The sequence below is a fragment of the Desulfonatronospira sp. MSAO_Bac3 genome (assembly GCF_003838035.1).
GTDB classification, from domain to species: Bacteria; Desulfobacterota; Desulfovibrionia; order Desulfovibrionales; family Desulfonatronovibrionaceae; genus Desulfonatronospira; species Desulfonatronospira thiodismutans.
Genome location: NZ_QYZY01000081.1, coordinates 1 through 20,086, shown reverse-complemented (window position 1 = coordinate 20,086; position 20,086 = coordinate 1). Strand labels below are relative to the sequence as shown.

At 52.4% G+C, this 20,086-nt stretch carries 17 protein-coding genes and 1 tRNA gene; 7 read left to right on the top strand and 11 right to left on the bottom strand.

The window, feature by feature from the left end; all coding sequences use genetic code 11:
• Positions 1-1,346 (top strand): ATP-binding protein (locus D5S03_RS03040; protein WP_287042633.1); only part of this gene is annotated, 1,346 nt, incomplete at its 5' end.
• A gap of 221 nt (positions 1,347-1,567) precedes the next feature.
• Here the strand turns inward: D5S03_RS03040 and D5S03_RS03035 are convergent.
• The 3 genes from D5S03_RS03035 to D5S03_RS03025 form a co-directional block, all read right to left on the bottom strand.
• Complete coding sequence (locus tag D5S03_RS03035) at positions 1,568-1,903, bottom strand: hypothetical protein (RefSeq protein ID WP_287042632.1); 336 nt, start codon at positions 1,901-1,903, stop codon at positions 1,568-1,570.
• Between the two features lie 106 nt (positions 1,904-2,009).
• Positions 2,010-2,100, bottom strand: a tRNA-Ser gene (locus D5S03_RS03030).
• A 513-nt stretch (positions 2,101-2,613) separates the two neighbouring features.
• Positions 2,614-2,772, bottom strand: a complete 159-nt coding sequence (locus D5S03_RS03025; protein WP_008868948.1) for a hypothetical protein — start codon at positions 2,770-2,772, stop codon at positions 2,614-2,616.
• Between the two features lie 459 nt (positions 2,773-3,231).
• On the opposite strand from D5S03_RS03025, the gene D5S03_RS03020 reads away from it, so the two are divergent.
• Complete coding sequence (locus D5S03_RS03020) at positions 3,232-3,828, top strand: LemA family protein (protein ID WP_287042631.1); 597 nt, start codon at positions 3,232-3,234, stop codon at positions 3,826-3,828.
• 78 nt (positions 3,829-3,906) lie between these two features.
• Entirely contained in the window at positions 3,907-4,935 is a 1,029-nt protein-coding gene (locus D5S03_RS03015; protein WP_008868946.1) for a M48 family metallopeptidase, read from the top strand.
• Between the two features lie 476 nt (positions 4,936-5,411).
• On the opposite strand, the gene D5S03_RS03010 is transcribed toward D5S03_RS03015, so the two are convergent.
• From D5S03_RS03010 to D5S03_RS02990, 5 genes are all read right to left on the bottom strand, one after another.
• A complete protein-coding gene (locus D5S03_RS03010; protein ID WP_287042630.1) occupies positions 5,412-6,176 on the bottom strand; it encodes an enoyl-ACP reductase FabI in 765 nt (254 codons plus the stop codon).
• On the bottom strand, positions 6,166-7,080 hold the full coding sequence (locus D5S03_RS03005) for a phosphoribosylaminoimidazolesuccinocarboxamide synthase (protein WP_287042629.1): 915 nt from the start codon (positions 7,078-7,080) through the stop codon (positions 6,166-6,168). The genes D5S03_RS03010 and D5S03_RS03005 overlap by 11 nt, the downstream gene beginning before the upstream one ends.
• 5 nt (positions 7,081-7,085) lie before the next feature.
• A complete protein-coding gene (gene hisD, locus D5S03_RS03000) occupies positions 7,086-8,396 on the bottom strand; it encodes a histidinol dehydrogenase (protein WP_287042628.1) in 1,311 nt (436 codons plus the stop codon).
• 127 nt (positions 8,397-8,523) lie between these two features.
• The gene (locus D5S03_RS02995; protein ID WP_287042627.1) at positions 8,524-10,491 is read right to left on the bottom strand and encodes a transglycosylase SLT domain-containing protein; all 1,968 of its coding nucleotides are present in this window, start codon (positions 10,489-10,491) and stop codon (positions 8,524-8,526) included.
• A gap of 182 nt (positions 10,492-10,673) precedes the next feature.
• Positions 10,674-12,437 (bottom strand): formate--tetrahydrofolate ligase, encoded by a 1,764-nt coding sequence (locus tag D5S03_RS02990; protein ID WP_008868940.1) that lies wholly within the window; start codon positions 12,435-12,437, stop codon positions 10,674-10,676.
• Positions 12,438-12,768: 331 nt separating this feature from the next.
• Here D5S03_RS02990 and D5S03_RS02985 point away from each other — a divergent pair, with 331 nt between their 5' ends.
• Positions 12,769-14,319 (top strand): ASKHA domain-containing protein, encoded by a 1,551-nt coding sequence (locus tag D5S03_RS02985; protein ID WP_287042626.1) that lies wholly within the window; start codon positions 12,769-12,771, stop codon positions 14,317-14,319.
• A 149-nt stretch (positions 14,320-14,468) separates the two neighbouring features.
• Positions 14,469-15,050, top strand: a complete 582-nt coding sequence (locus D5S03_RS02980) for a flavodoxin family protein (protein ID WP_008868938.1) — start codon at positions 14,469-14,471, stop codon at positions 15,048-15,050.
• A gap of 10 nt (positions 15,051-15,060) precedes the next feature.
• Here the strand turns inward: D5S03_RS02980 and D5S03_RS02975 are convergent, their stop codons facing one another.
• Together D5S03_RS02975 and D5S03_RS02970 are read right to left on the bottom strand one after the other, a co-directional pair.
• Positions 15,061-15,690, bottom strand: coding sequence for a DUF3786 domain-containing protein (locus D5S03_RS02975; protein ID WP_008868937.1), 630 nt, complete (start codon positions 15,688-15,690; stop codon positions 15,061-15,063).
• 21 nt (positions 15,691-15,711) lie between these two features.
• On the bottom strand, positions 15,712-16,533 hold the full coding sequence (locus D5S03_RS02970) for a DUF3786 domain-containing protein (RefSeq protein WP_008868936.1): 822 nt from the start codon (positions 16,531-16,533) through the stop codon (positions 15,712-15,714).
• A gap of 427 nt (positions 16,534-16,960) precedes the next feature.
• Between D5S03_RS02970 and D5S03_RS02965 the strand changes: the two genes are divergently transcribed.
• Together D5S03_RS02965 and D5S03_RS02960 are read left to right on the top strand one after the other, a co-directional pair.
• On the top strand, positions 16,961-18,856 hold the full coding sequence (locus D5S03_RS02965) for an ASKHA domain-containing protein (protein WP_008868935.1): 1,896 nt from the start codon (positions 16,961-16,963) through the stop codon (positions 18,854-18,856).
• A gap of 246 nt (positions 18,857-19,102) precedes the next feature.
• Positions 19,103-19,873 carry an ATP-binding protein gene (locus D5S03_RS02960; protein ID WP_008868934.1) on the top strand — a complete coding sequence of 257 codons (771 nt, stop codon included), beginning with the start codon at positions 19,103-19,105 and terminating at the stop codon, positions 19,871-19,873.
• Positions 19,874-19,903: 30 nt separating this feature from the next.
• Here the strand turns inward: D5S03_RS02960 and D5S03_RS02955 are convergent.
• Positions 19,904-20,086: hypothetical protein (locus D5S03_RS02955; protein ID WP_287042625.1), on the bottom strand; the 183-nt coding region annotated here is incomplete at its 5' end.

The following is a 20,086-nucleotide window of genomic DNA, read 5'->3' as shown; positions in this document are numbered from 1 at the left end:
GGGAGTATGATGTTGACCTGCCTCCTGCCGGGTCTGATGAGGTAGGAGGTCTGACCCGGGCCTTTTCCGGTATGGCCCGGAAGATCAAAAGCCATACCAGGGAGCTGGAGGACAGGGTCAGGGAGAGGACCGGCGAGCTGGAAGAAAAATCCAGCCAGCTGGAAGCGGCCAGGGATAAAGCTGAAACCGCCAACAGGGCCAAGAGTGAGTTTCTGGCCAACATGAGCCATGAGATACGAACGCCATTGAACGGCATTACTGGCATGATGCAGCTTCTGCAGACCACCAGGCTGGACAGCAACCAAAAGGAATACGTCGACCTGGCCCTGTCATCAGCCAGCAGATTGACGCGACTGCTTTCGGATATCCTGGATCTTTCCAGGGTCGAGGCCGGTCGGATGGTTATTTTGGAGGAGGAGTTTAATGTCCAGGAGCTTTGCAGATCAGTATGCGAGCTGTTCAGGATTCAGGCCGGTGAAAAGGGTATTGAACTGGAATATACCCTGGATCCATCCCTGCCCTCCAGGCTCATGGGGGATGAGACCCGGCTGCAGCAGATACTTTTTAACCTGGTGGGCAATTCACTTAAGTTTACCAGGGAGGGCAGGGTAAGGATAAACTGGACCCTTCAGAAACGGGGGTTGGACAGGCATCAGGTGCTCATCACGGTGACTGATACCGGTTCTGGGATAGCACCGGAAAAACTGGATGACCTTTTTCAGCCATTTGTCCAGGAGGACGGCTCCAGCACCCGCAGGCATGAAGGGGCAGGCCTTGGTCTCTCAATAGTAAGCAGGCTGGTGGATCTGATGCACGGAACTATTTCTGTGGATAGTGCACCGGGCGAAGGAACAGCATTTTACATATTTCTGCCGTTAAAGGTTCCTGCTGCTCCTGAAGCAGACCAGGATGATGCCCTGCAAAACCATAAAGGTGCCGGTAAACCCTTGCGTATTCTCGTGGCCGAGGACGAACCTACCAACCAGTTGTTTGCCGGCAGACTTCTTGAATACCTGGGGCATAAAGTGATGATTGCCGAGGATGGCTCTCAGGCTTTGGAGCTTTTGCAACAACATGAATTCGACTGCATCCTTATGGATATACGCATGCCCTTTATGGACGGTCTGGAGGCTGCCAGGGCCATTCGTACTTCCCGGGAACTGGGAGCCAGAAGAGATGTACCTATAATCGCCATGACCGCTCATGCCATGGAAGGGGACAGAGAGGTATTTTTTCAGGCCGGTATGAATGGTTATCTGGCCAAGCCCGTACAGAAAGAAGATCTGGAAAAGGTTCTGCAAGGTATACAGAATAAGGTCGGGGGATATTTGTATACGCCGGTATAAATAATCCAGACCAGAATTTTCTCGTAAGCCTGGCCAAAAAAGGCGAGCAGGTTTTGACAATGCTTGCACACCAGGAATTCGACTGTAATTCTTATGGATATTCACATGCCGGTCATGGACGGGCTGGAGTCCACGCGGCGGATAAGAAGCATGGAGCCCCATTGAAACCCCTGTCTACGACAGGGAGCCCTTTGGTTAAAGGGACTTCCTGAATCCCTCGATTATTCAATGGGCTCCATTTCCCGTCCGCAGCATAGAGGTATTTCCTGGTCTTTAACTATGTGAATATACTTGTTGCATATAGAACAGTAGAAGGTATTATCTTCAGAGGCCTTGCTGGTTGACCATTGAGTTTTCTGAGGTTCGGGGGCGGGGATGTCTTCGATGTGAAAACGGGCCTGGCTGTTTTTCTGCGGGTGGTATTCACCAACAGGATTGAGCTTTTTGTTCTCACGCACACAGTCCACAATCAACTTCCACAGTTTTTCCAGGTCCTGGGCTTCATCAGTGTTTTCAGGAGCTAATTCCACCAGGTTGTTATCGATGTTGATTTTCATGATGCCTCCACTGGTGCTGGTTTGGTGTTGCTTGTTAATAATAATTATATCAGATGGGGAGTTGAGTGAGATTCTTGGCTGTAAGGGCTTGAAATTATTGACTTGATGGCGGAGAGGGAGGGATTCGAACCCTCGGTACCCGCTAGGGTACACACGATTTCCAATCGTGCTCCTTCGGCCAACTCGGACACCTCTCCACTTGATTTATCCGCATGGTTGAGCGATTGTATTTTCCTAAAGTTTTCCCGTTTTACAACAGAATCGACTATGAACATTTGCTCATAAACCATTGCGTTAAGAAGAAATCATATAATCGAATCGTACGATATAGTCAATAGTAAATCATCTCCATTTTTCTTATAATACTGTTTATCCACTCAAATAAAGGGGTGATCCTTATGTGGATTCAACCTGCAGCGACACTAATAAAGTGGTTTGCTTGTTACATCAGGGACAGATACCCCCGCACTTGTTTATCTGAAAGAAGTTTTGCTGATTTTTAAAAATAAGTGCGGGGAGAGCCAGTCCCCTTGAGGCACAAATGATTGTCGTTGACAGGTTAATTGTAACCATTCAGGGGGGGTGCCGGAATCGGCCAGCAATCAATACCGAGGAACCCCTGAATGGTTACCATTTCTCTTCCGGGGAAAGTTGTACCTGACACATGCCCTGCCCCAGTAAGTGATGCATAAAGCTGACAACCAGCTGGCTCAAGACTGGGGATCAACTGGCTCTGGAAGTTCAGGAGCCGGCTTGACAGGTGCAGGGCTGTCTGTAGGTGCGGCTGAACGCTCTGCGTTACATCCCATAAAACCAAAAATCAGCATACCGCACAGCATCAGTGCAAACAAAAAACTGACTGTTTTCATTGCCTCCTCCTCCGTTGATTTGATAGTTTAAAAGCCACAAAAATCTATCACTGGAATTCCTGTATCACTTTACATAAAAAATCACAAGCTGATTATGACAGTTTTTTACTAGACTCCGGAAATCTGCCGGATAGCCAGGTTGTAAGTGTACCGTAGCGGGACTGTTTAAGTGTAACCATTCAGGGGGGGGGCAGGTACCGGCCAGGAGGACAGTCCCCGCGACACTTGTCCTGCACAAATACACAAAGTACAGACGCAAAATTTTGTGAAGTTGCATAATTATTACTTAGCGGGGGACAGTCCCCTGGCCTTGTGCCATTAGTCACCATCGAGGATCCCCTGAATGCTTACGACAGATAGGTCTTGCCTGCTTCAGCCCAACCTGCTATCTCTTTTTTGTCGGTAAATCGTTTGCCATGTCAACTAAGTAATACAGTCATCGCATTAAAAGGAGAGAATATGTCCAGTATCGCATGGATTGTCCCGGTTTTGCTCCTGGTCTTTTTTATTTTTTATATGTTCCGGACTTACAACCACCTGATCAAGCTCAAGAACCGCTACCAGAATGCCTTTTCCCAGATAGATGTCCAGCTTAAGCGCAGGTACGACCTTATACCAAACTTAGTGGAGACTGCCCGGTCATACATGCAGCATGAGCGCGAAACCCTGGAAAACGTTATCAAGGCCCGCAACCAGGCCCTTGAAGCTTCGAAGCAGGCAAGCTCGGATCCGGGTGAGCCGGACCTTATGCAGAAGCTGTCCGGTGCTGAGGGGCTTCTTTCCGGGTCACTGGGCAGGTTGTTCGCCTTGGCCGAAAATTATCCCGACCTCAAGGCCAACCAAAATATGATGCAGCTTTCGGAAGAACTGACCAGCACCGAGAACAAAATCTCCTTTGCCAGGCAGGCATACAATGATGCGGTTATGGCCTACAATACATACAAGCAGTCCATGCCGCAGGCTGTTTTTGCCCCTGCCATGGGTTTTAAAAAAGCTTCTTTTCTGGAATTCGACAGAGAGGAGATAAAAGAAGTCCCCAAAGTCTCATTTTCCTGAACTTTTGAGTCCGGTTGTATTCCAGCAGGGCAAAAGTATTATCACTGAACGCAAAATTATTTTGCTGCAAAGGACAATATGGATTTTTTCAAGCACAAAGAGCAGGCCATCAGGACCAGCAGGTATTTAGTGTTTTTATTTATACTTGGTACCATAGGTGTACTTGCCATAATTTATCTGTTTATTTTCGGGTATTTTATTTTTAGTTATGGTACGGTTGAGCAAGCCTGGATGGCCATGAACATTTACCGGACAGAGATGGTAGTACTTGGGGGAGTAGTGGCTTTAGTTATCGTGGGAGGCACTCTTTTCCAGGTTTCCAGGTTAAGCAAAGGCGGCAGCGTTGTAGCTGACATACTTAATGCCAGGCTGGTTTCCCCGCAAACCCGGAATAGCAACGAGCAAAAGGCCCTGAATGTGGTGCATGAAATGTCCATAGCCTCCGGCCTGACAAAAATACCCAAGCTGTACGTGATGGATGGAGAAGATTCCATAAACGCTTTTGCAGCGGGGTGGCATGAGGATGACGCTGTAATCGGTCTTACTTCCGGGGCCATGGAGCGCCTGAGCCGTTCTGAACTCCAGGCGGTGGTGGGTCACGAAATAAGCCATATCCAGAACGGGGATATGTACCTGAACATAAAGCTCATGGGCATCATATTCGGCCTGCTGATCCTTACCTACATGGGCAGCTTCGTCATCCGCAAAGCTTTTTATGGTTCCATGATTTCCGGCAACAGGTCCAGGACGGATCCAAGGGCCTTGATTGTAATCTTGATTCTCGGGGCAGGGCTTATCATGGCCGGAGTCGTGGGCATGCTCCTGGGCAATATTATAAAGGCGGCCATTTCCAGGCAGAGAGAATACCTGGCTGATGCATCGGCAGTGCAGTTTACCCGCATGCCTCAGGCCATGGAGGGGGCCTTGATAAAAATCCGGGATATGTCCAGGACAAAAAACAAAAACCACCTGAACAACCCCAATGCAGAACAGGCCAGCCACATGTTTTTTACAGAGGCTGTAAGCAAGTTTGAAAGCCTGTTTGCCACCCACCCTCCCATTGAAGACAGGATCAGGCGGATAAATCCTGATTTTGGACGGGAATAAGCTGGGCCATTAGATTTGAAGCAAGTCCGGGGATGATCTCAAAAGCAGGGAACAGCCCCGAAACTGCCTGCATGAATGTTGCCTGCAGCTGAAAAATGCAGGCCTGGATGCAGGTGCGGAACCGTCCCCATGCTCAATGCAGCGCGCTGATTATTTGCGCGGTGTGGAAAAAGACGCACAGTATATCAACGTTTGAAAAAGGGTTTAGGTTTATTTTTCATCTCCTGGTTTTCCAGGATTGTCCGGGTCCATGTCTTTTTCAGGCTCACGGCCTCTGGAACTGCCCGGGCTTCAGCCGCCCTGAAAGCCGCAACTGGGCAAAACGACCTTGAGTAAAAATATCATGGCCACCACTACTAAAATAAGAACCAGAATGGATTCCATTGTTGACCTCGCAGGTTTTTAGTGTACCAGCAGGTTTTAGTACCTGACAGGTAGGTTATTTGTCATTGTAACCATGATACACGTTGAGTCAACTAAACACCGACTATATTGTATCCGGAGTCTACAAACAAAACCTCTCCTGTAGTGCCGGTAGACAGGTCAGAGGCCAGGTATACAGCGGATTTGCCCACGTCTGTCTGGGTTACATTGCGCTGCAGCGGTGCTTTTTCCTCGATGGTGCTCAAGATGGTCTTGAAGCCGGAGATTCCGGAAGAGGCCAGGGTTTTGATGGGGCCGGCGCTGATGGCGTTTACCCGGACTCCCTTTGGTCCAAGATCAACCGCCAGGTAGCGCATGGAGGCCTCCAGGGCGGCCTTGGCCACCCCCATGACATTGTAGTTGGTCACGGTTTTTACTGAACCGTAGTAGGTCATGGTCATAACCGAGGACCCGGGATTCATAAGAGGCTCGAAGGCATGACAGATGGCCGGAAGGGAATAGGCCGAGACATCCATGGCCAGTCTGAATCCATCCCTGGAGGTATCGATGAACCTGCCCTGCAGGTCATCCCTGTGGGCAAAGGCCACAGAATGTACCAGGATATCCACCTGGCCCCATTTTTTCTGTACAGTTTCAGCTGCCGCCCTGATCTGTTCATCATCGGTTACATCGCAGTCGAAGATAAATTCACCGCCCAGTTCTTCGCTTATGGGAGCAACTCTTTTTTTCAGAGATTCCCCGACGTAGTTGAAGGCCAGGGATGCTCCGTGCTCCTTGAACTGTTCAGCGATGCCGTAAGCGATGCTTTTATTGTTGGCCACCCCGAAGATGACAGCCTTTTTATCTTTAAGCAGCATATGTCCCTCCCTGCATCAGGTCTTTTCCGGTGAGTAATTTGTATGCCAGCAGATATTTATTGGTGGTTTCCTTGATGATTTCTTCCGGCAGGTCCGGGGGTGGGGGATTTTTATCCCATCCGGAGCGTTCCAGCCAGTCCCGCAGGTACTGCTTGTCAAAGCTGGACTGACCCTGTCCGGGCCTGTACTGGTCCGCCGGCCAGAAACGCGAGGAGTCCGGGGTGAGGACTTCATCAATGAGCATGAGGCGTCCATCCCTGGTACCGAATTCAAACTTGGTATCTGCAATGAGAATCCCCTTTTTTTCGGCGTATTCCCGGGCCTGGCCATAAATGGACAAAGAAAGCTCCTGCACCTGCTGCAGCATTTCCTGGCCGATTTTTTCCCCGGCCTGTTTCATATCGATATTTTCGTCATGCTCTCCTGCCTCTGCCTTGGTGGAAGGAGTGAAAAGAGGTTCTTCCAGCTTCTGGGATTCCACCAGGCCCTGGGGCAGGGTATAGCCGCAGACCTGTCCGGTGCGCTGGTAGTCTTTCCACCCGGAGCCGGTGATATAGCCCCGGACAATACATTCAATGGGCAAAGGGGCGGCCCTTCTGACCATGACCGAGCGTCCACGCAGTTCTTCGCTGTAGGGCCTTAGAGCTTCTGGAAAGTCTTCTACTTTTGAACTTATGAGATGGTTGTCCACCAGGTCCTTGTACATATCCATCCAGAACAGCGTGATCTGGTTGAGTACGGCCCCTTTGTAGGGAATGGGCTGGGACATGACAACGTCAAAGGCGCTCATGCGGTCCGTGGTTACGATGAGCAGGGTGTCCGGATCCAGTTCGTAAATATCACGGACCTTTCCCCGTGAAATCAATGGAAATTCAGTGATGCTGGTCTGTGTTACCACTTGCATGTTCATTACTCTCCTTTAAGTCTTATTTCTACGCTGCGGGCATGTGCCTCCAGGTTTTCCATCCTGGCCAGACGGGCTATACCGGAAGCGTGCTGCTGCAGATAATTTTTGTCGGTGGCCAGGATACTTATATTTTTCTGAAAGTTCTCAACTGACAAAGCCTGGGAGAATCTGGCCGTTCCCAGGGTGGGAAGGACATGGTTGGGGCCGGCGAAGTAGTCTCCCACAGGTTCCGGACTGGTATGCCCCAGAAATACTGCCCCGGCGTTTTTGACCCTGGCCAGCATGGGCCAGGGGTCCTGCAGGCAGAGTTCAAAGTGCTCCGGAGCAATGCGGTTGACCAGTTCCATCCCTGTCTGCATGTCCGGGACCTCAAATGATCCTCCCCAGTCCTTGAGGGCCTTGCGGGCGTTATCCGCACGGGGCAGACTCAGGAGCTGGTTTTCCAGCTCATGGGCCACTTTTTCAATCAGGTCTGCATCATCAGTCACCAGATAGGTCCCGGCCAGGGGATCGTGTTCGGCCTGGGATAGAAGGTCAGCGGCAATGTAATCCGGTCTGGCGCTGGAATCCGCCAGAACCGCCAGTTCGCTGGGTCCGGCAATCATGTCGATGCCCACCTGGCCCATGAGCAGCTTTTTGGCGGTGGTCACAAATATGTTGCCCGGTCCGGCTATCATATCCACGGCGGGTATTTCCGGAGTACCGTAAGCCAGGGCTGCAACAGCCCAGGCCGAGCCGCATTTGTAGATTTCATCGAGCCCCAGAAGGTGTGCAGTGGCAAGGAGATAGGGATTGAGAGTTTTGTCCTTGCGCGGCGGGGACACCATGCAGATGGATTCCACACCGGCCACCTGGGCCGGGATGGCGTTCATGAGCAGACTGGAAATAAGCGGAGTATCCCCGCCCTGTCCCCCTGGGACATAAAGGCCGGCCCTGGGCAAGGGAGTGACCATCTGCCCTAGAAAAGCACCGTCAGGGTCAGTGGTGAACCAGGAGTTCCTGGTCTGCTTGAGGTGATAGTTCCTGATTTTTTCAGCCGCTGTGCGGATGATTTTCAGGTCATTGCCTGGAATCATGGACATTGAGTCCTGGATTTCCGTTTGTGTGACCCGCAGGTCCTCAAGACTGAAATCTTCGCAGTCAAAAAGCCTGGTGTATTCCACCAGGGCCTCGTCCCCTGACTTGCTGATTTTGTCCATGACCTCCCGGACTTTGCCTTCTACGGACATGTCCGGCTGCATCCTGAGGGTCAGCCAGGATTTGATGTGAGGCCAGTCATGGGTTGAAGCGTAGGAAAACTGTCTGCCGAACATGGATTGTGCTCCTGCTTTAGTATGCGAAACTCGCGAACCTCTCCGTCAGAGAACGACAATCTAATGTGCATCAGGAAATTTATCAAGAACGGTTTTGGTCCCGGTCAAATCAAGATGTGCCCCTGTCTCAGGGCTGCTCTGCTCCGGCAACCTGTTCCGCGGCCAGATGTCCCGGCAGGACGGCCGGCATCCTCTGATACACTCTGGTGGGTTCCATGCCCATGCGGATCTGGTATATGGTGGTGTAGGTCTTGACTCTTTCCACGTAATCCCTGGTTTCATTGAAGGGAATGTTTTCCACCCAGATATCAGCAGGCATGCTATGGGACCTGGGCAGCCATCTTTTGACCCGGTGGGCCCCTGCATTGTACGCGGCAGTAGCCAGTACAGGGTTCTGCTGAAGTTCCTGCAGCCGCAGATCCAGGTAAAATACACCGTAGCGTACGCTGGTGGCGGGATCAGTGAGGCGGTAGGGATTACTAAAAGACTCCTGGAGCCTGGCAGCAATATTTCTGCCCGTGGCGGGCATGATCTGCATCAGACCGATGGCTCCGGCAGGAGAACGTACATCCGGCATGAACATGCTTTCCTGTCTGGCCACAGCCAGGATCCAGGCCGGGTCCAGTGCCCTGCTGCCTGCATGTTCGGCTATGAGGTCGTGATAGGACAGGGGAAACCTGAGGGCAAGGTCTTCAAACTGTCTTGCACCTGCAGCAGCCTGAATGGCCCGGTCATGCCAGCCGATACTCCGGGCCAGGACTGCAGCCGCTGCCATCATTTCCCGGTTTTTGCCCTGCAGGGCATGAATCCATTCCCGGCGGGCCTGAATTTCACGGTCCAGGTAATAAAGCTCCAGGGACCTCTGAATTCCGGGGGCGCTTTTAAGGTCATCAATCTTTTCAGGATGGGGGTCCAGGGGGGAATGATTCAGGACGTAAGCCTGGCCCAGCCTGTCTGCAGCCAGCAATGCAAAATAATTCTGTCTGCCAAGCAGGCCAAGATAGATGCCCGAAGCCTGCTGGACAAGTCCCTGTTCCTCCAGGGCCCTGGCCCTCCAGTACTGCCACCTTGGAGATGATTTCTGGGAACTGGTAAGATTGTCCCAGGCATCCAGCACTTCACTGTATTTGCGCTCATAAAGCGCTGTGCGTACATGCCATTCGCGCAGTCCGGGGGTCTTGAGATGGTCAGGGAGATCCTGAAAGCGCTGCAATGCCTGATCATGGCGTCTAAGGGCCAGGTAAAGGGCGATGTCCTGCTCTACTTCTGGAAAGTCTTTACGGTCGAGCTGGTTTTTTTCCAGGATATGGTCCCAGTCGTCAGCTGCATCCGGTGTATCCTTGCGCACAAGTTTCTTCATGCCGTAAACAAGGATTTTCCCTTGGGGGGTGCCGGCTGCTTGGGACCAGTCCTGATCTGGCGTAAGTGAAGGGTCGCGGGCAATATCCAGCCAGAGATCAAGCCACGGTCTGTCCTGTTCTGGCAGGTACCTTCCAAGGTATCTTGCCAGTCCGAGCTGGCCCTGATCAATGGAAAGGGCGATGCGCTCCCGGACAAGTTCCGGGGTCAGCCTGTCTTCATCTCGCCAGGCATTAAACAAGGGATCGCACTCATCAGGCCTGGATCTGCCATGCAGCCACATTTTTTCGGCGTGTTCAAAGGCTGCGTCCTTTTGCCCTGTCTCCAGAAGAGCTCTTCCGTATGAGCACTTTGTTTTTTCCCGGGATGAGCCTGCCTGGAAATCCCTGGCCAGCCTGGACCATTCCTGGTTCCCTGCAAGGTGATCCAGCCACCTGGAACGCAGCTGTGAAGCCAGGGGAGTTTGTTGATAATCTCTTAGAAAAGCAAGAATATCGGATTCGCGGGAAATGGAGATGTTCTCCCGCAGTTCTTCAAAAACTAAGTATGGATAGAGGGGATAGTCTATCAGCCCGGCGCTCAGGGACTGGAATTCATCCAGGCGGTTTTCCTGCAGGGCTTTTTCAGCATCAAGAAAATCCTGCCTTTCCTGCTGTATTCCGGCGCTGGAAGGGGTGATAGATAATATGAAAAATAAAGCAGCTGCACATATTGCCAGGCTTTTTTTAAGCTCCATTTCAAGCCTCCGAATGGATACGGCTTTGCCGCAAGAATTTCTACTGACGGCGAAATTAACCCATTACCGGAAGAAGGGCAAGCATGAATGGAAGTTTCGGGGATAAAAGTTTTGATGGTGAGAGAAAAAGGGAGCAGTGGCCTGCTCCCTTTTGAAGTCTTTAATATTGGGTTAAAGTGGACTTAGAACAGTCCTTTTACCTTGCCTGTTTCCGTATCCACGTCGATGCGGCGATAGGCCGGATCGGAGCCTGTGCCGGGCATGAGACTGATGGTGCCGGCTACAGGGACCACGAATCCCGCACCCTTGTAGGTCAGGATGTCGCGTACCGGAAGGGTCCAGTTTTTGGGCACGCCCTTGAGAGAGGGTTCATGGGACAGGGACAGGTGGGTTTTGACCATGCAGGTTCCCATGTCCTTCATGTCCGGATCTTTTTCCATGCGTTTGAGCTTGGCCTGGGCGTCCGGCCCGAAGCTTACACCGTCTGCTCCATAGACCTCCCTGGCAATGAGCTCGATGCGTTTTTCCAGAGGGGTTTCCAGGTCGTACAGGAAGCGGAATTCGTTTTTCTCTTCACAGGCATCAGTGACTGCATCGGCAAATTCCAGGGCTCCGTCCCCGCCATACTGCCAGTGTTTGGATACGGCAACCCTGGCTCCGGCCTCTTCACACAGGCGGCGCACAGCCTTGATTTCGTTATCCGTGTCCGTGTAAAAGGCGTTGATGCAGACCACAGGGTTGATGCCGGCCTTTTTGACGGTCTCGATGTGATGCAGGAGGTTTTTGCAGCCTTCTTCCACCCAGCCTACGTTTTCCTTGCCGTATTCTTCGGGCATGGGCCGTCCCGGCACTGGAATGGGCGCTCCACCGTGGCATTTCAGGGCCCGGATGGTGGCCACCACCACGGCGCAGTGCGGCTTGAGATTGGAATAGCGGCACTTGAGGTTCCAGAATTTTTCAAATCCGATGTCGGCTCCGAAGCCGCTCTCGGTGACGTTGTAATCGGCCAGTTTCAGGGCCACGCGGTCGGCGATGACCGAACTCTGTCCAATGGCTATGTTGGCGAATGGACCGGCATGAACGGCCACGGGCTGACCCTCCAGGGTCTGCATTAGGTTGGGGTTCAGGGCCTCCACCATCCAGGCGGTCATGGCCCCGTCCACTTCCAGGTCGGCAGTGGTGAGGGGGCGGTCCTGGCGGTCATAGGCCACAACGATCTTGCCGATTTTATTGCGCATGTCCTCCAGGTTCTTGGCCACGGACAAAATGGCCATGATTTCCGAGCTTACCGCAATGTCGAATCTGGACTGCATCATGGGGCCGTCCATTTTGGCCCCCTGGCCAATGGTGATGTTGCGCAGGGCCTGGGCGCAAAAGTCGATTATCCAGTTGAATTCGACTTTTTTGGGATGAATGTCCAGTCGCTTGAGGCCGCGTTTGGCCAGCTCTTCATCGGTATAGTTGTTTTCATGCTGCATGCGGGAAGTCAGGGCCACCATGCCCAGATTATGAGAATTCATGATGGCGTTGATGTCCCCGGTGAGTCCCAGGGAAAAAGGGGTCAAGGGGATGCACTGGGCCAGGCCTCCACCTGCCGCGGAACCCTTGATATTCATCGTAGGTCCGCCGGAAGGCTGCCTAATGGCACCCATTACAGATTTGTTCCTTCTGCCCAGCCCCTGAACCAGGCCCATGGCGCAGGTGGATTTTCCTTCTCCAAGAGGAGTAGGGGTAATGGCGGTAACGTCCACGTACTTGCCGTCGGGCTTGCTCTGCCGGCTTTCCAGGATCTTGCGGTAATCCAGCTTGGCCACGTAGTGTCCGTGGGGCAGCAGTTCCTCTTTAGCCAGGCCCAGCTGTTCGCCCAGTTCGTAAACTGTCTTCATGCGGCTTTCCGCTTCCTCGGCTATTTCCCAGTCTTTGTGCTTGGTGGGGTCAAGAGCCATATTAGTCCTCCTTGTGTGGGGTTTTTATATCGTCTCCGAAAAAGCATTATCATCTGATCTAATGTTACAGACACGTAAACCCGTCCGGCAATATGCAATCAGATGAAAGGCAGAACATTTCTGGTCTGCGGTAAAAAAACACGGTTCTGTTTGTGTGGGACTTTATACCTGGATTTGAAATGTCTGCCTTCCGGTTGACAGTTTTTCATAGACAATATTTGCATTGTCAGCAAGTTGAGGATAAAAGTTGCTGGATAAAGAACTTGGCAATTTGAGGCCCGGTCAGCATATTTTTTGAATAAAGCTTTGTTAATGTCAGGAGCAGGACAGGATGAAAAGTATGGTTCAGGCAGTAGAGGTCAGTGCCTCAAAGCCCAGTCTTTCAGATAATACAGCGGATCTGGACCGGCTGAAACGCTCGGTCCGCCAGGCAACCGGGCAGGAGAATATCACTTGTCCATTGCCGGATATGGCCGGGGTGGCCGGCAGCTTCAGGGACGCAGGCTTCCAGGGCGCGGCTGTGGTAAGGGATACGGGCAACGGGATGGAAATTATCAGTTTTTTCCCCGGGATGCCGCAAAAACTCCCCGGAATGGCTCTGGATCTGGGAACAACCCACCTGGAGGCCTGTCTCGTGGATCTTTTGTCCGGACAGGAGATGGCCAGGGTATCCCGGGAGCATGCACAGGGGCAGTTCGGTGCGGACATCCTGACCCGGATTCATTATGCTGAACGTAATGCAGGACTTGCGCAACTGCAGCGGGCCACGGTTTCGGACATAAATGCCATGGCGGCCGACCTGGCAGGCCGGGCCGGGATGGTTTCAGGGGATCTAATGGCCCTGGGCATGGCCGGAAATACCGCCATGACCCATTTTCTGCTGGGGCTCAGCCCTTATCATATGTGCAGGGAACCTTACATCCCGGTTGCAAATACTGTAGATATTTTCCGGGCCAGGGACCTGGGCCTGGAGATCTGCTCTAGTGCACCAATCTGGGTTGCTCCCAGCGTCGGCAGTTATTTCGGGGGGGATCTTCTGGCCGGGATTGTCGCCTGTGACCTGGACCTTGAGGACCAGCCGGGCATGCTTGTTGACGTGGGCACCAATGCCGAAGTTGTTCTGGGAGGCAGGGACTGGCTGCTGGCCTGCGCCGGGGCTGCCGGTCCCGCGCTGGAGGGCGGTGTGGCCAGGATGGGGATGCGGGCCGGTCCCGGGGCCATAGACAAGGTCAGCATTGACCCGGATTCAAAATTCCTGGATTATTCAACCATCGGCGGTGAGCCTGCTCTTGGCATCTGTGGATCCGGTCTTATCGATCTGGCTGCACAGATGTACCTGGCCGGCATGTTGGATACACGGGGTAAATTCAGGCCCGAGTCCATGAAAGAAAGATTTGTAGAAGACGAGCACAACCCCTGTTTTGTAGTTGTGCAGGGGGAGCAGAGCGGCCATGGTCAGCCGGTGACGGTACGCCAGTCGGATATAAATGCCCTGATCCGTTCCAAGGCCGCCATGTATGCGGTTTTAAGCACCCTTCTGCAGCAGGTGGGCCTGTCTTTTGAGGACCTGGGCAGGATAAACGTGGCCGGGGCCTTCGGCAGACACATAGATCCGGAAAAGGCCGTGGTCCTGGGAATGCTTCCGGATCTGCCCCTGAACGTGTACCATCCGGTAGGCAATACTTCTTTGAAGGGAGCCGTGCGGGCCATAACAGACTGTGATTTCAGGCAGAGGATAATGGATGCCGCCAGAAGGGTAACCTATATCGAGCTGAACGTGAACCAGGAATTCATGCACAGGTTTTCCGGGGCCAGGTTTATTCCCCATACTGATGTCAGCCTTTTTCCGTCAGTTCCCAGGCCTCAGGAAGTATGCAGGTAAGGGCGTATGGGTGTATGGGAGTAGGGGAGTAGGGGAGTAAAAGCCTTTATGAATCCAAAATTGTGTGACAGCAACATACTGAAATAACTGAACTGAAATTGCAACTATCAGAAGTTCATAAGTCTGTATAAAGTTTAAGGAGTAATGTCATGTCCGATTTAGTAGCCATATACGGCAGTCCCAGGCGCAAGGGCAATACTGCTGCACTTTTATCCAGGGCGGTGCAGGGGGCCAGGGACAGCGGGGCCTCGGTGCAGGAGTATGTACTCCGGGACCTGAAGATATCCCCCTGCCTGGAGATATACAAATGTCAAAAGGACGGGGAATGCGCCATTGAGGATGATTTCCAGGAAGTCCGGGACCGGATACTGCAAGCCAGGGGGCTTATTCTGGCCTCGCCAATTTTTTTCTACTCTGTAAGCGCCCATACCAAGGCTTTCATGGACCGTTTTCAGTCCATGTGGGTACGCAAGTACTGGATAGATGAGGAGCAGCCCGGAAAAAAAGATCTAAAGCGCAAGGGGCTTTTTATTTCCGCAGGGGCCACCAGGGGGGCCAGGCTTTTTGACGGGGCAGTGTTAAGCGTACGATATTTCTTTGATGTGCTGGATATGCAGCTCTGGGGAAGCCTGCTGTTTCGTGGCCTGGACGGGGCGAACGATGTCCAGAACTACCCGGAATACCTGGATGAGGCATATTCTCTGGGGCGGGACATGTATTATGATCTTTGAACATATCGTATTATTTCAACTGGTTAAAAAGCATTTCAAAAGAGAGCTTTGCTGCAGCCCAGGTGATGTCCACTGGCAGGTGATCCCGCCACAGGGCATCTATGAGGATTGAGCCGACAGGTGCAAACTCCTCGTCCCCGTACCAGAAGATAAACAGGACCGGGAAGCGGGGCATGGGGTAAAGTATCATGCTCAGGTCGCCGTTGCCATGAAGGTGGCCGCCCAGCCCGGCGCATGCCTTTTGTGCGCTCCCGGTTTTTTTTTGAATAAGTGCGGCCGGTTCATTCAGGGGCAGGACATGGGTCCCCTGGTCAAATATTCTGCCTCCGGGAATGCTTGCCGGCTTGATCCACTCATTGTGCAGGGGTTCATCAGGGCAGTGCACCAGGTACCTGAGAATGGACAGCCGGGTATAGCAGCCCAGGTCCTGCAGCAGGACCTGGGCCTGCCTGGAATGGGTGCTTATAACGCGCTCTGCCGGGTCGATGTCCAGTTTGCGGCCCAGGCACATGAGGCTGAAACTTTTTGAACCTGCCCCAGACCCGGCCAGGGTCCTTTTTTTTACCAGCTGCGGATCCAGGCCCTGCAGTATGGCCCAGGCCTCCTGTTCACCGTCATTTGTATTGTATTCGTCTGTCATGATCTGTCCTGGCAAAAGTGTTTATAAAGGAATGAACCCTTTTACTCCGTGCCGCAGAGCCAGCTTTTCCACCATCATGGCCAGCCCGGTCCCCAGGGCGAAAACACCGTCCACCCCCAGGTTGTCCTTGGCTGTTTCATCGAAAAAGATATGCAAAGCCGACTCCAGGTCTTCCGCCGGATACCACCAGGCAATGATCATGGGCAGTCTGGGCAGAGGATATAGAAGAAAAGAAACATCCGCCCTGAAGCCTTTGTCCACTTCCATAGCGTCGAACAGGTCCAGTATATCATAAAAAAGATCCGGATAGTTATCCGCCACCCTTTTCAGAGGTTTTTCACAGCGCTGCTCAAAAAGGCCCGCCCTGGGCCGGCCATGGGGCAGTTCCTTGAAGGGAGCCCAGTTGCCGGTGGGTTCTTTGCCTTTTCCATGCAGTATGTATTGAAGAACAGGTATGCTGACCCAGGGGTTGACATGTATTTCCGAGTCCAGGCCACCCTTTGTGTCCACACTGAAGTTCTTGCCCATTATCTGCAGGGTCAGTTTTTGGTTTTCAAAAATACCACCGGTTCTCCGGGCGGCCTCTGCCAGATCAGTTTCAGGGATTTTCTGCTGCAGGTAATGCATGGCCTGCTGCATATTTTCTTCAGTGCCTGTCCGGGCCGGTTCCAGGTCAGAATATTTATTCAGTGTCTCTTTATCAACATAAGGACATGCAGAAAGCTGTTTATGTCCCTTGAAAACTGAAGCAGCAAAGGCCATGCAGGTAGGTTCCCCGCATTCCCGGCAGTTGGACTGGTTCAAAAGCTGATAGATCTGCATGGGGTTCAAATTCTTGCTCATGAGTTCTCCGGATTATGAAGGTCATTTCAGGTGGTACATTAAGAGCCTGCAGGTTTTCATTGAAGAAATTTTTCCGGGCTGCCCTGCAACCAGGCTTTAGCAGCGAAACCGGCCTGGTGCCAGTAATCACCACCGAGGACTCCCTGAATGCTTACAATAAAATTATGTGTCAGCGCTTAAAACTGAAAGCCTAAGCACAAGTCCTGTTTTTTATCAAGTTTTTTCCGGTGAAGAACACAGCTCCGCTCCACTTTAAAAAATTGCCGCTCATCTAAAAGGTGAGAGGGGATTATTTTTTAAAGCTTTACAGGAATTGTTTTTTTAATGTATGTGTTCTTTCCGTATCAGCACAATCAAGTGAGCTGGTGTAAAGCGTTGCCATAATATCCAGATCCCGAGTATACATCCAGGAAAACGGAAAACTTTTATGTTCAATGTGACTTTTCTTCCCGCAGGCAAACAGGTCCAGGTGGAGCAGGGCGAAAACCTGCTGCGGGCAGCCATGCTGGCCGGGGTACAGTTCAGCGCTTCCTGCGGCGGCAGCGGCAGCTGCGGCAAGTGTAAGGTTCTGGTGGAAAAGGGTGAGTTTGAGTCTGATGTATCTGCCAGAATAAGTGCCGCTGATCAGGAAAAGGGATATGCCCTTGCCTGCATCACCAGGATCAACTCGGATATAGAGGTCCACCTGCCTGAAGATGCCCGGGCAATCGACCGCCAGGCCATTGAAAGGGCCATGCTCACCAGCGTGGAACCTTCCGAGCTGCTTGGCCATATTGAGATCAACCCTTCGGTCCAGAGGATCTATCTGGAACTGCCTCCTCCCTCCCTGGAAGACAATGTCAGTGATATTGACAGATTGACAAGGGCCCTGGAAAAACAGCTTGGCAGCAAAAAGATCCATCTTTCCTTGCCGCTAATCAAGCAGGCTTCCAGTACTCTTCGATCTTCCGGATGGAAGGCCACCTTTACCGTTTTTGCCACTGATGAGGGTTTCGAGGTTACCCAGGTCTTTCCCGGCCACAGGACAGAGCCAGTTTACGGTCTGGCCGTAGACATCGGCACCACCACCATCTGCGCGGAACTGGTCAACCTGGAAAACGGCCGGGTCCAGGCTCATCGCTCGGATTACAACAGCCAGTACTCTTGCGGAGAAGACGTCATCTCCCGCATAGTCTACGCCTCCAGAAACCGGGAAAACCTTGCCCATATCCAGGGCCTGGTCCACAGTACTCTAAACGGCCTGATTCAGGAGATGCTCAAGGAGACCGGGGTGCAAAGTCAGGATATAGCCGACGTGGTCATGTCCGGCAATACCACCATGACTCATCTGTTTATGGGCGTGGAACCAGGCATCAGGGAGGAGCCTTATGTGCCGGTGACAAGTGCTCCGCCTGTTCTTCAGGCCGGTGAACTATCCCTGGAGTGGAGTGATTCGGCCAGGATATACCTGACTCCTTCCAGGGCCAGCTATATGGGAGGAGACATTACTGCCGGGCTTATCGGCTCCAACCTCTTTCGTTCGGAAAAGCTGACCCTTTATATAGATGTGGGCACCAACGGAGAAATAGTCCTGGGCGGCTCCGAGTGGCTCATCGGATGTTCGTGCTCTGCAGGGCCGGCCTTTGAAGGGGGAGCCATCAAGCACGGGATGCGCGCCGCCACAGGAGCTGTGGAACAGGTCCGGATCGATCCCGGTACCTTTGAGCCCATGATTTTGACCGTTGGCCAGTCCAGCCCCAGGGGGATCTGCGGTTCAGGGCTCATTGACGCCATGGCCGAACTGCTCATGGCCGGAGTGATAACCTCCAAAGGACGCTTTAATACAGAACTGGACACCCCCAGGATCCGCGGACAGGAGGCTCTGGAATATGTCCTGGTCTGGGCTGAAGACGCCCAAAATGGTCAGGATATAGTCATCACCGAGGGTGATCTGGACAATCTTCTGCGGGCCAAGGCTGCGGTATTCGCCGGCATCACCACCCTGCTGAACGCTGTGGGCATAACTCTGCAGGATGTTGACGAACTGCTCATAGCCGGTGGGTTCGGCCGCTACCTTGAGCTGGACAAGGCGGTTACCATAGGACTTCTTCCGGAAATCAGCCCGGACAGGGTCAAATACATAGGCAACGGCTCTCTGCTGGGATCCAGGGTAATGCTTCTGTCCAGGCGGATGCGCCAGGAGGCCCTGCAGGTCTGCAAAAAAATGACCTACCTGGAGCTCAGCCAGGATCCTTCATTCATGGATCAGTACGTATCCGCTCTTTTTATGCCCCATACGGACATGTCCATGTTTCCATCAGTTCAGGCCAGCCTTATGGGGTGAGCTTTGGGAGGGCATGGCGCATGGGGCAGAGGGCATGGGGTAAGAAAGCATAGGGCAAAGGGCATGGGGCAGAAGTCAGAAAAGTTAGAGAGTTGAGTGCCAGGAATCAGTTCCGCATTTATTTCTGCTGGTTATTGTCAATCTCAAGAGCAGGAATAAATTTCAAAAGTAATTGCTGAATAAATAGTTAATGTTTTACTTGAAGTTTTAGGCTGTCTGGGTTTAATCTATAAGGAGAATGTTAAAGTGAGTAAGACCATTGCCCTGGTGGGCAAGGGGGGGACCGGGAAAACCACTCTGGCCTCGCTTATACTAAAATTTTTGATTCAAAACGGTCACGGGCCGGTGCTGGCAGTTGATGCTGATTCCAATTCCACTTTGAACCTGTCCCTGGGAGTGGAAGTGGATAAGACCATAGGCGGCATGCGTGAAGATATGACCCAGGAGATAAGGGATGGAGAAATCCCCGCTGGAATGTCCAAAGAGGCTTATGTAGAGTACCAGATGCAGCAGGCCCTGGTGGAGTCCAGCGGTTTTGACCTGCTGGCCATGGGTCGTCCCGAGGGCCAGGGCTGTTACTGCTATGCCAACAACCTCCTGCGCCGCCATATTGACAGCCTGGCAGAAAATTATCCTTTTGTAGTGGTGGACAATGAGGCCGGCATGGAGCATTTGAGCCGGCGCACCACCAGAAATATCGATATAATGCTCATTGTATCCGAGCCCACGCCGGTTGGAGTTATAACTGCGGGGCGTATCAGGAATCTGAGCAGGGAGTTGCAGTTGAATGTGGAGAAAAGCAGGCTGGTGATAAACCGCAGCAGCTCGAATATTCCTGACAATCTGAAAAAAACCGTCCAGGAACAGGGCCTGGAACCGGTCGTACTGCTGCCGGCGGACGAGATGATTCTGGATTTTACGGCCCGGGGGCAATCCCTGCTGGAACTCCCCGGGGATTCTAAAGCGGTGGAAGCGGTGGACAGGTTGTGCCGGGAAGTAATTACGGGTAACAGATAACCGATAACTGGGTTGCGGGCACAGCCCGCATTAGCGACTTACTGATGAAAGCCTGTCAGAAAAAACAAGAAACTTAGACAGGATTAACAGGATGACAGGATAAGCAATCAGCGGCCGGAAGCCGCAGATTGCATTAGCCATCCAGCACTCACTTTCTTCCGGCACCCATGAATGCAGGAAAAAAGTGAGTGCTGGAGTGATAACCTTTTGGCC

What these genes read in the sequence shown, in the direction of transcription:
- D5S03_RS03035 (WP_287042632.1), bottom strand. Translation starts at nt 1,903, where the DNA reads ATGAAAATCAACATCGATAACAACCTGGTGGAATTAGCTCCTGAAAAC.
- D5S03_RS03025 (WP_008868948.1), bottom strand. Translation starts at nt 2,772, where the DNA reads ATGAAAACAGTCAGTTTTTTGTTTGCACTGATGCTGTGCGGTATGCTG.
- D5S03_RS03020 (WP_287042631.1), top strand. Translation starts at nt 3,232, where the DNA reads ATGTCCAGTATCGCATGGATTGTCCCGGTTTTGCTCCTGGTCTTTTTT.
- D5S03_RS03015 (WP_008868946.1), top strand. Translation starts at nt 3,907, where the DNA reads ATGGATTTTTTCAAGCACAAAGAGCAGGCCATCAGGACCAGCAGGTAT.
- D5S03_RS03010 (WP_287042630.1), bottom strand. Translation starts at nt 6,176, where the DNA reads ATGCTGCTTAAAGATAAAAAGGCTGTCATCTTCGGGGTGGCCAACAAT.
- D5S03_RS03005 (WP_287042629.1), bottom strand. Translation starts at nt 7,080, where the DNA reads ATGCAAGTGGTAACACAGACCAGCATCACTGAATTTCCATTGATTTCA.
- hisD (WP_287042628.1), bottom strand. Translation starts at nt 8,396, where the DNA reads ATGTTCGGCAGACAGTTTTCCTACGCTTCAACCCATGACTGGCCTCAC.
- D5S03_RS02995 (WP_287042627.1), bottom strand. Translation starts at nt 10,491, where the DNA reads ATGGAGCTTAAAAAAAGCCTGGCAATATGTGCAGCTGCTTTATTTTTC.
- D5S03_RS02990 (WP_008868940.1), bottom strand. Translation starts at nt 12,437, where the DNA reads ATGGCTCTTGACCCCACCAAGCACAAAGACTGGGAAATAGCCGAGGAA.
- D5S03_RS02985 (WP_287042626.1), top strand. Translation starts at nt 12,769, where the DNA reads ATGAAAAGTATGGTTCAGGCAGTAGAGGTCAGTGCCTCAAAGCCCAGT.
- D5S03_RS02980 (WP_008868938.1), top strand. Translation starts at nt 14,469, where the DNA reads ATGTCCGATTTAGTAGCCATATACGGCAGTCCCAGGCGCAAGGGCAAT.
- D5S03_RS02975 (WP_008868937.1), bottom strand. Translation starts at nt 15,690, where the DNA reads ATGACAGACGAATACAATACAAATGACGGTGAACAGGAGGCCTGGGCC.
- D5S03_RS02970 (WP_008868936.1), bottom strand. Translation starts at nt 16,533, where the DNA reads ATGAGCAAGAATTTGAACCCCATGCAGATCTATCAGCTTTTGAACCAG.
- D5S03_RS02965 (WP_008868935.1), top strand. Translation starts at nt 16,961, where the DNA reads ATGTTCAATGTGACTTTTCTTCCCGCAGGCAAACAGGTCCAGGTGGAG.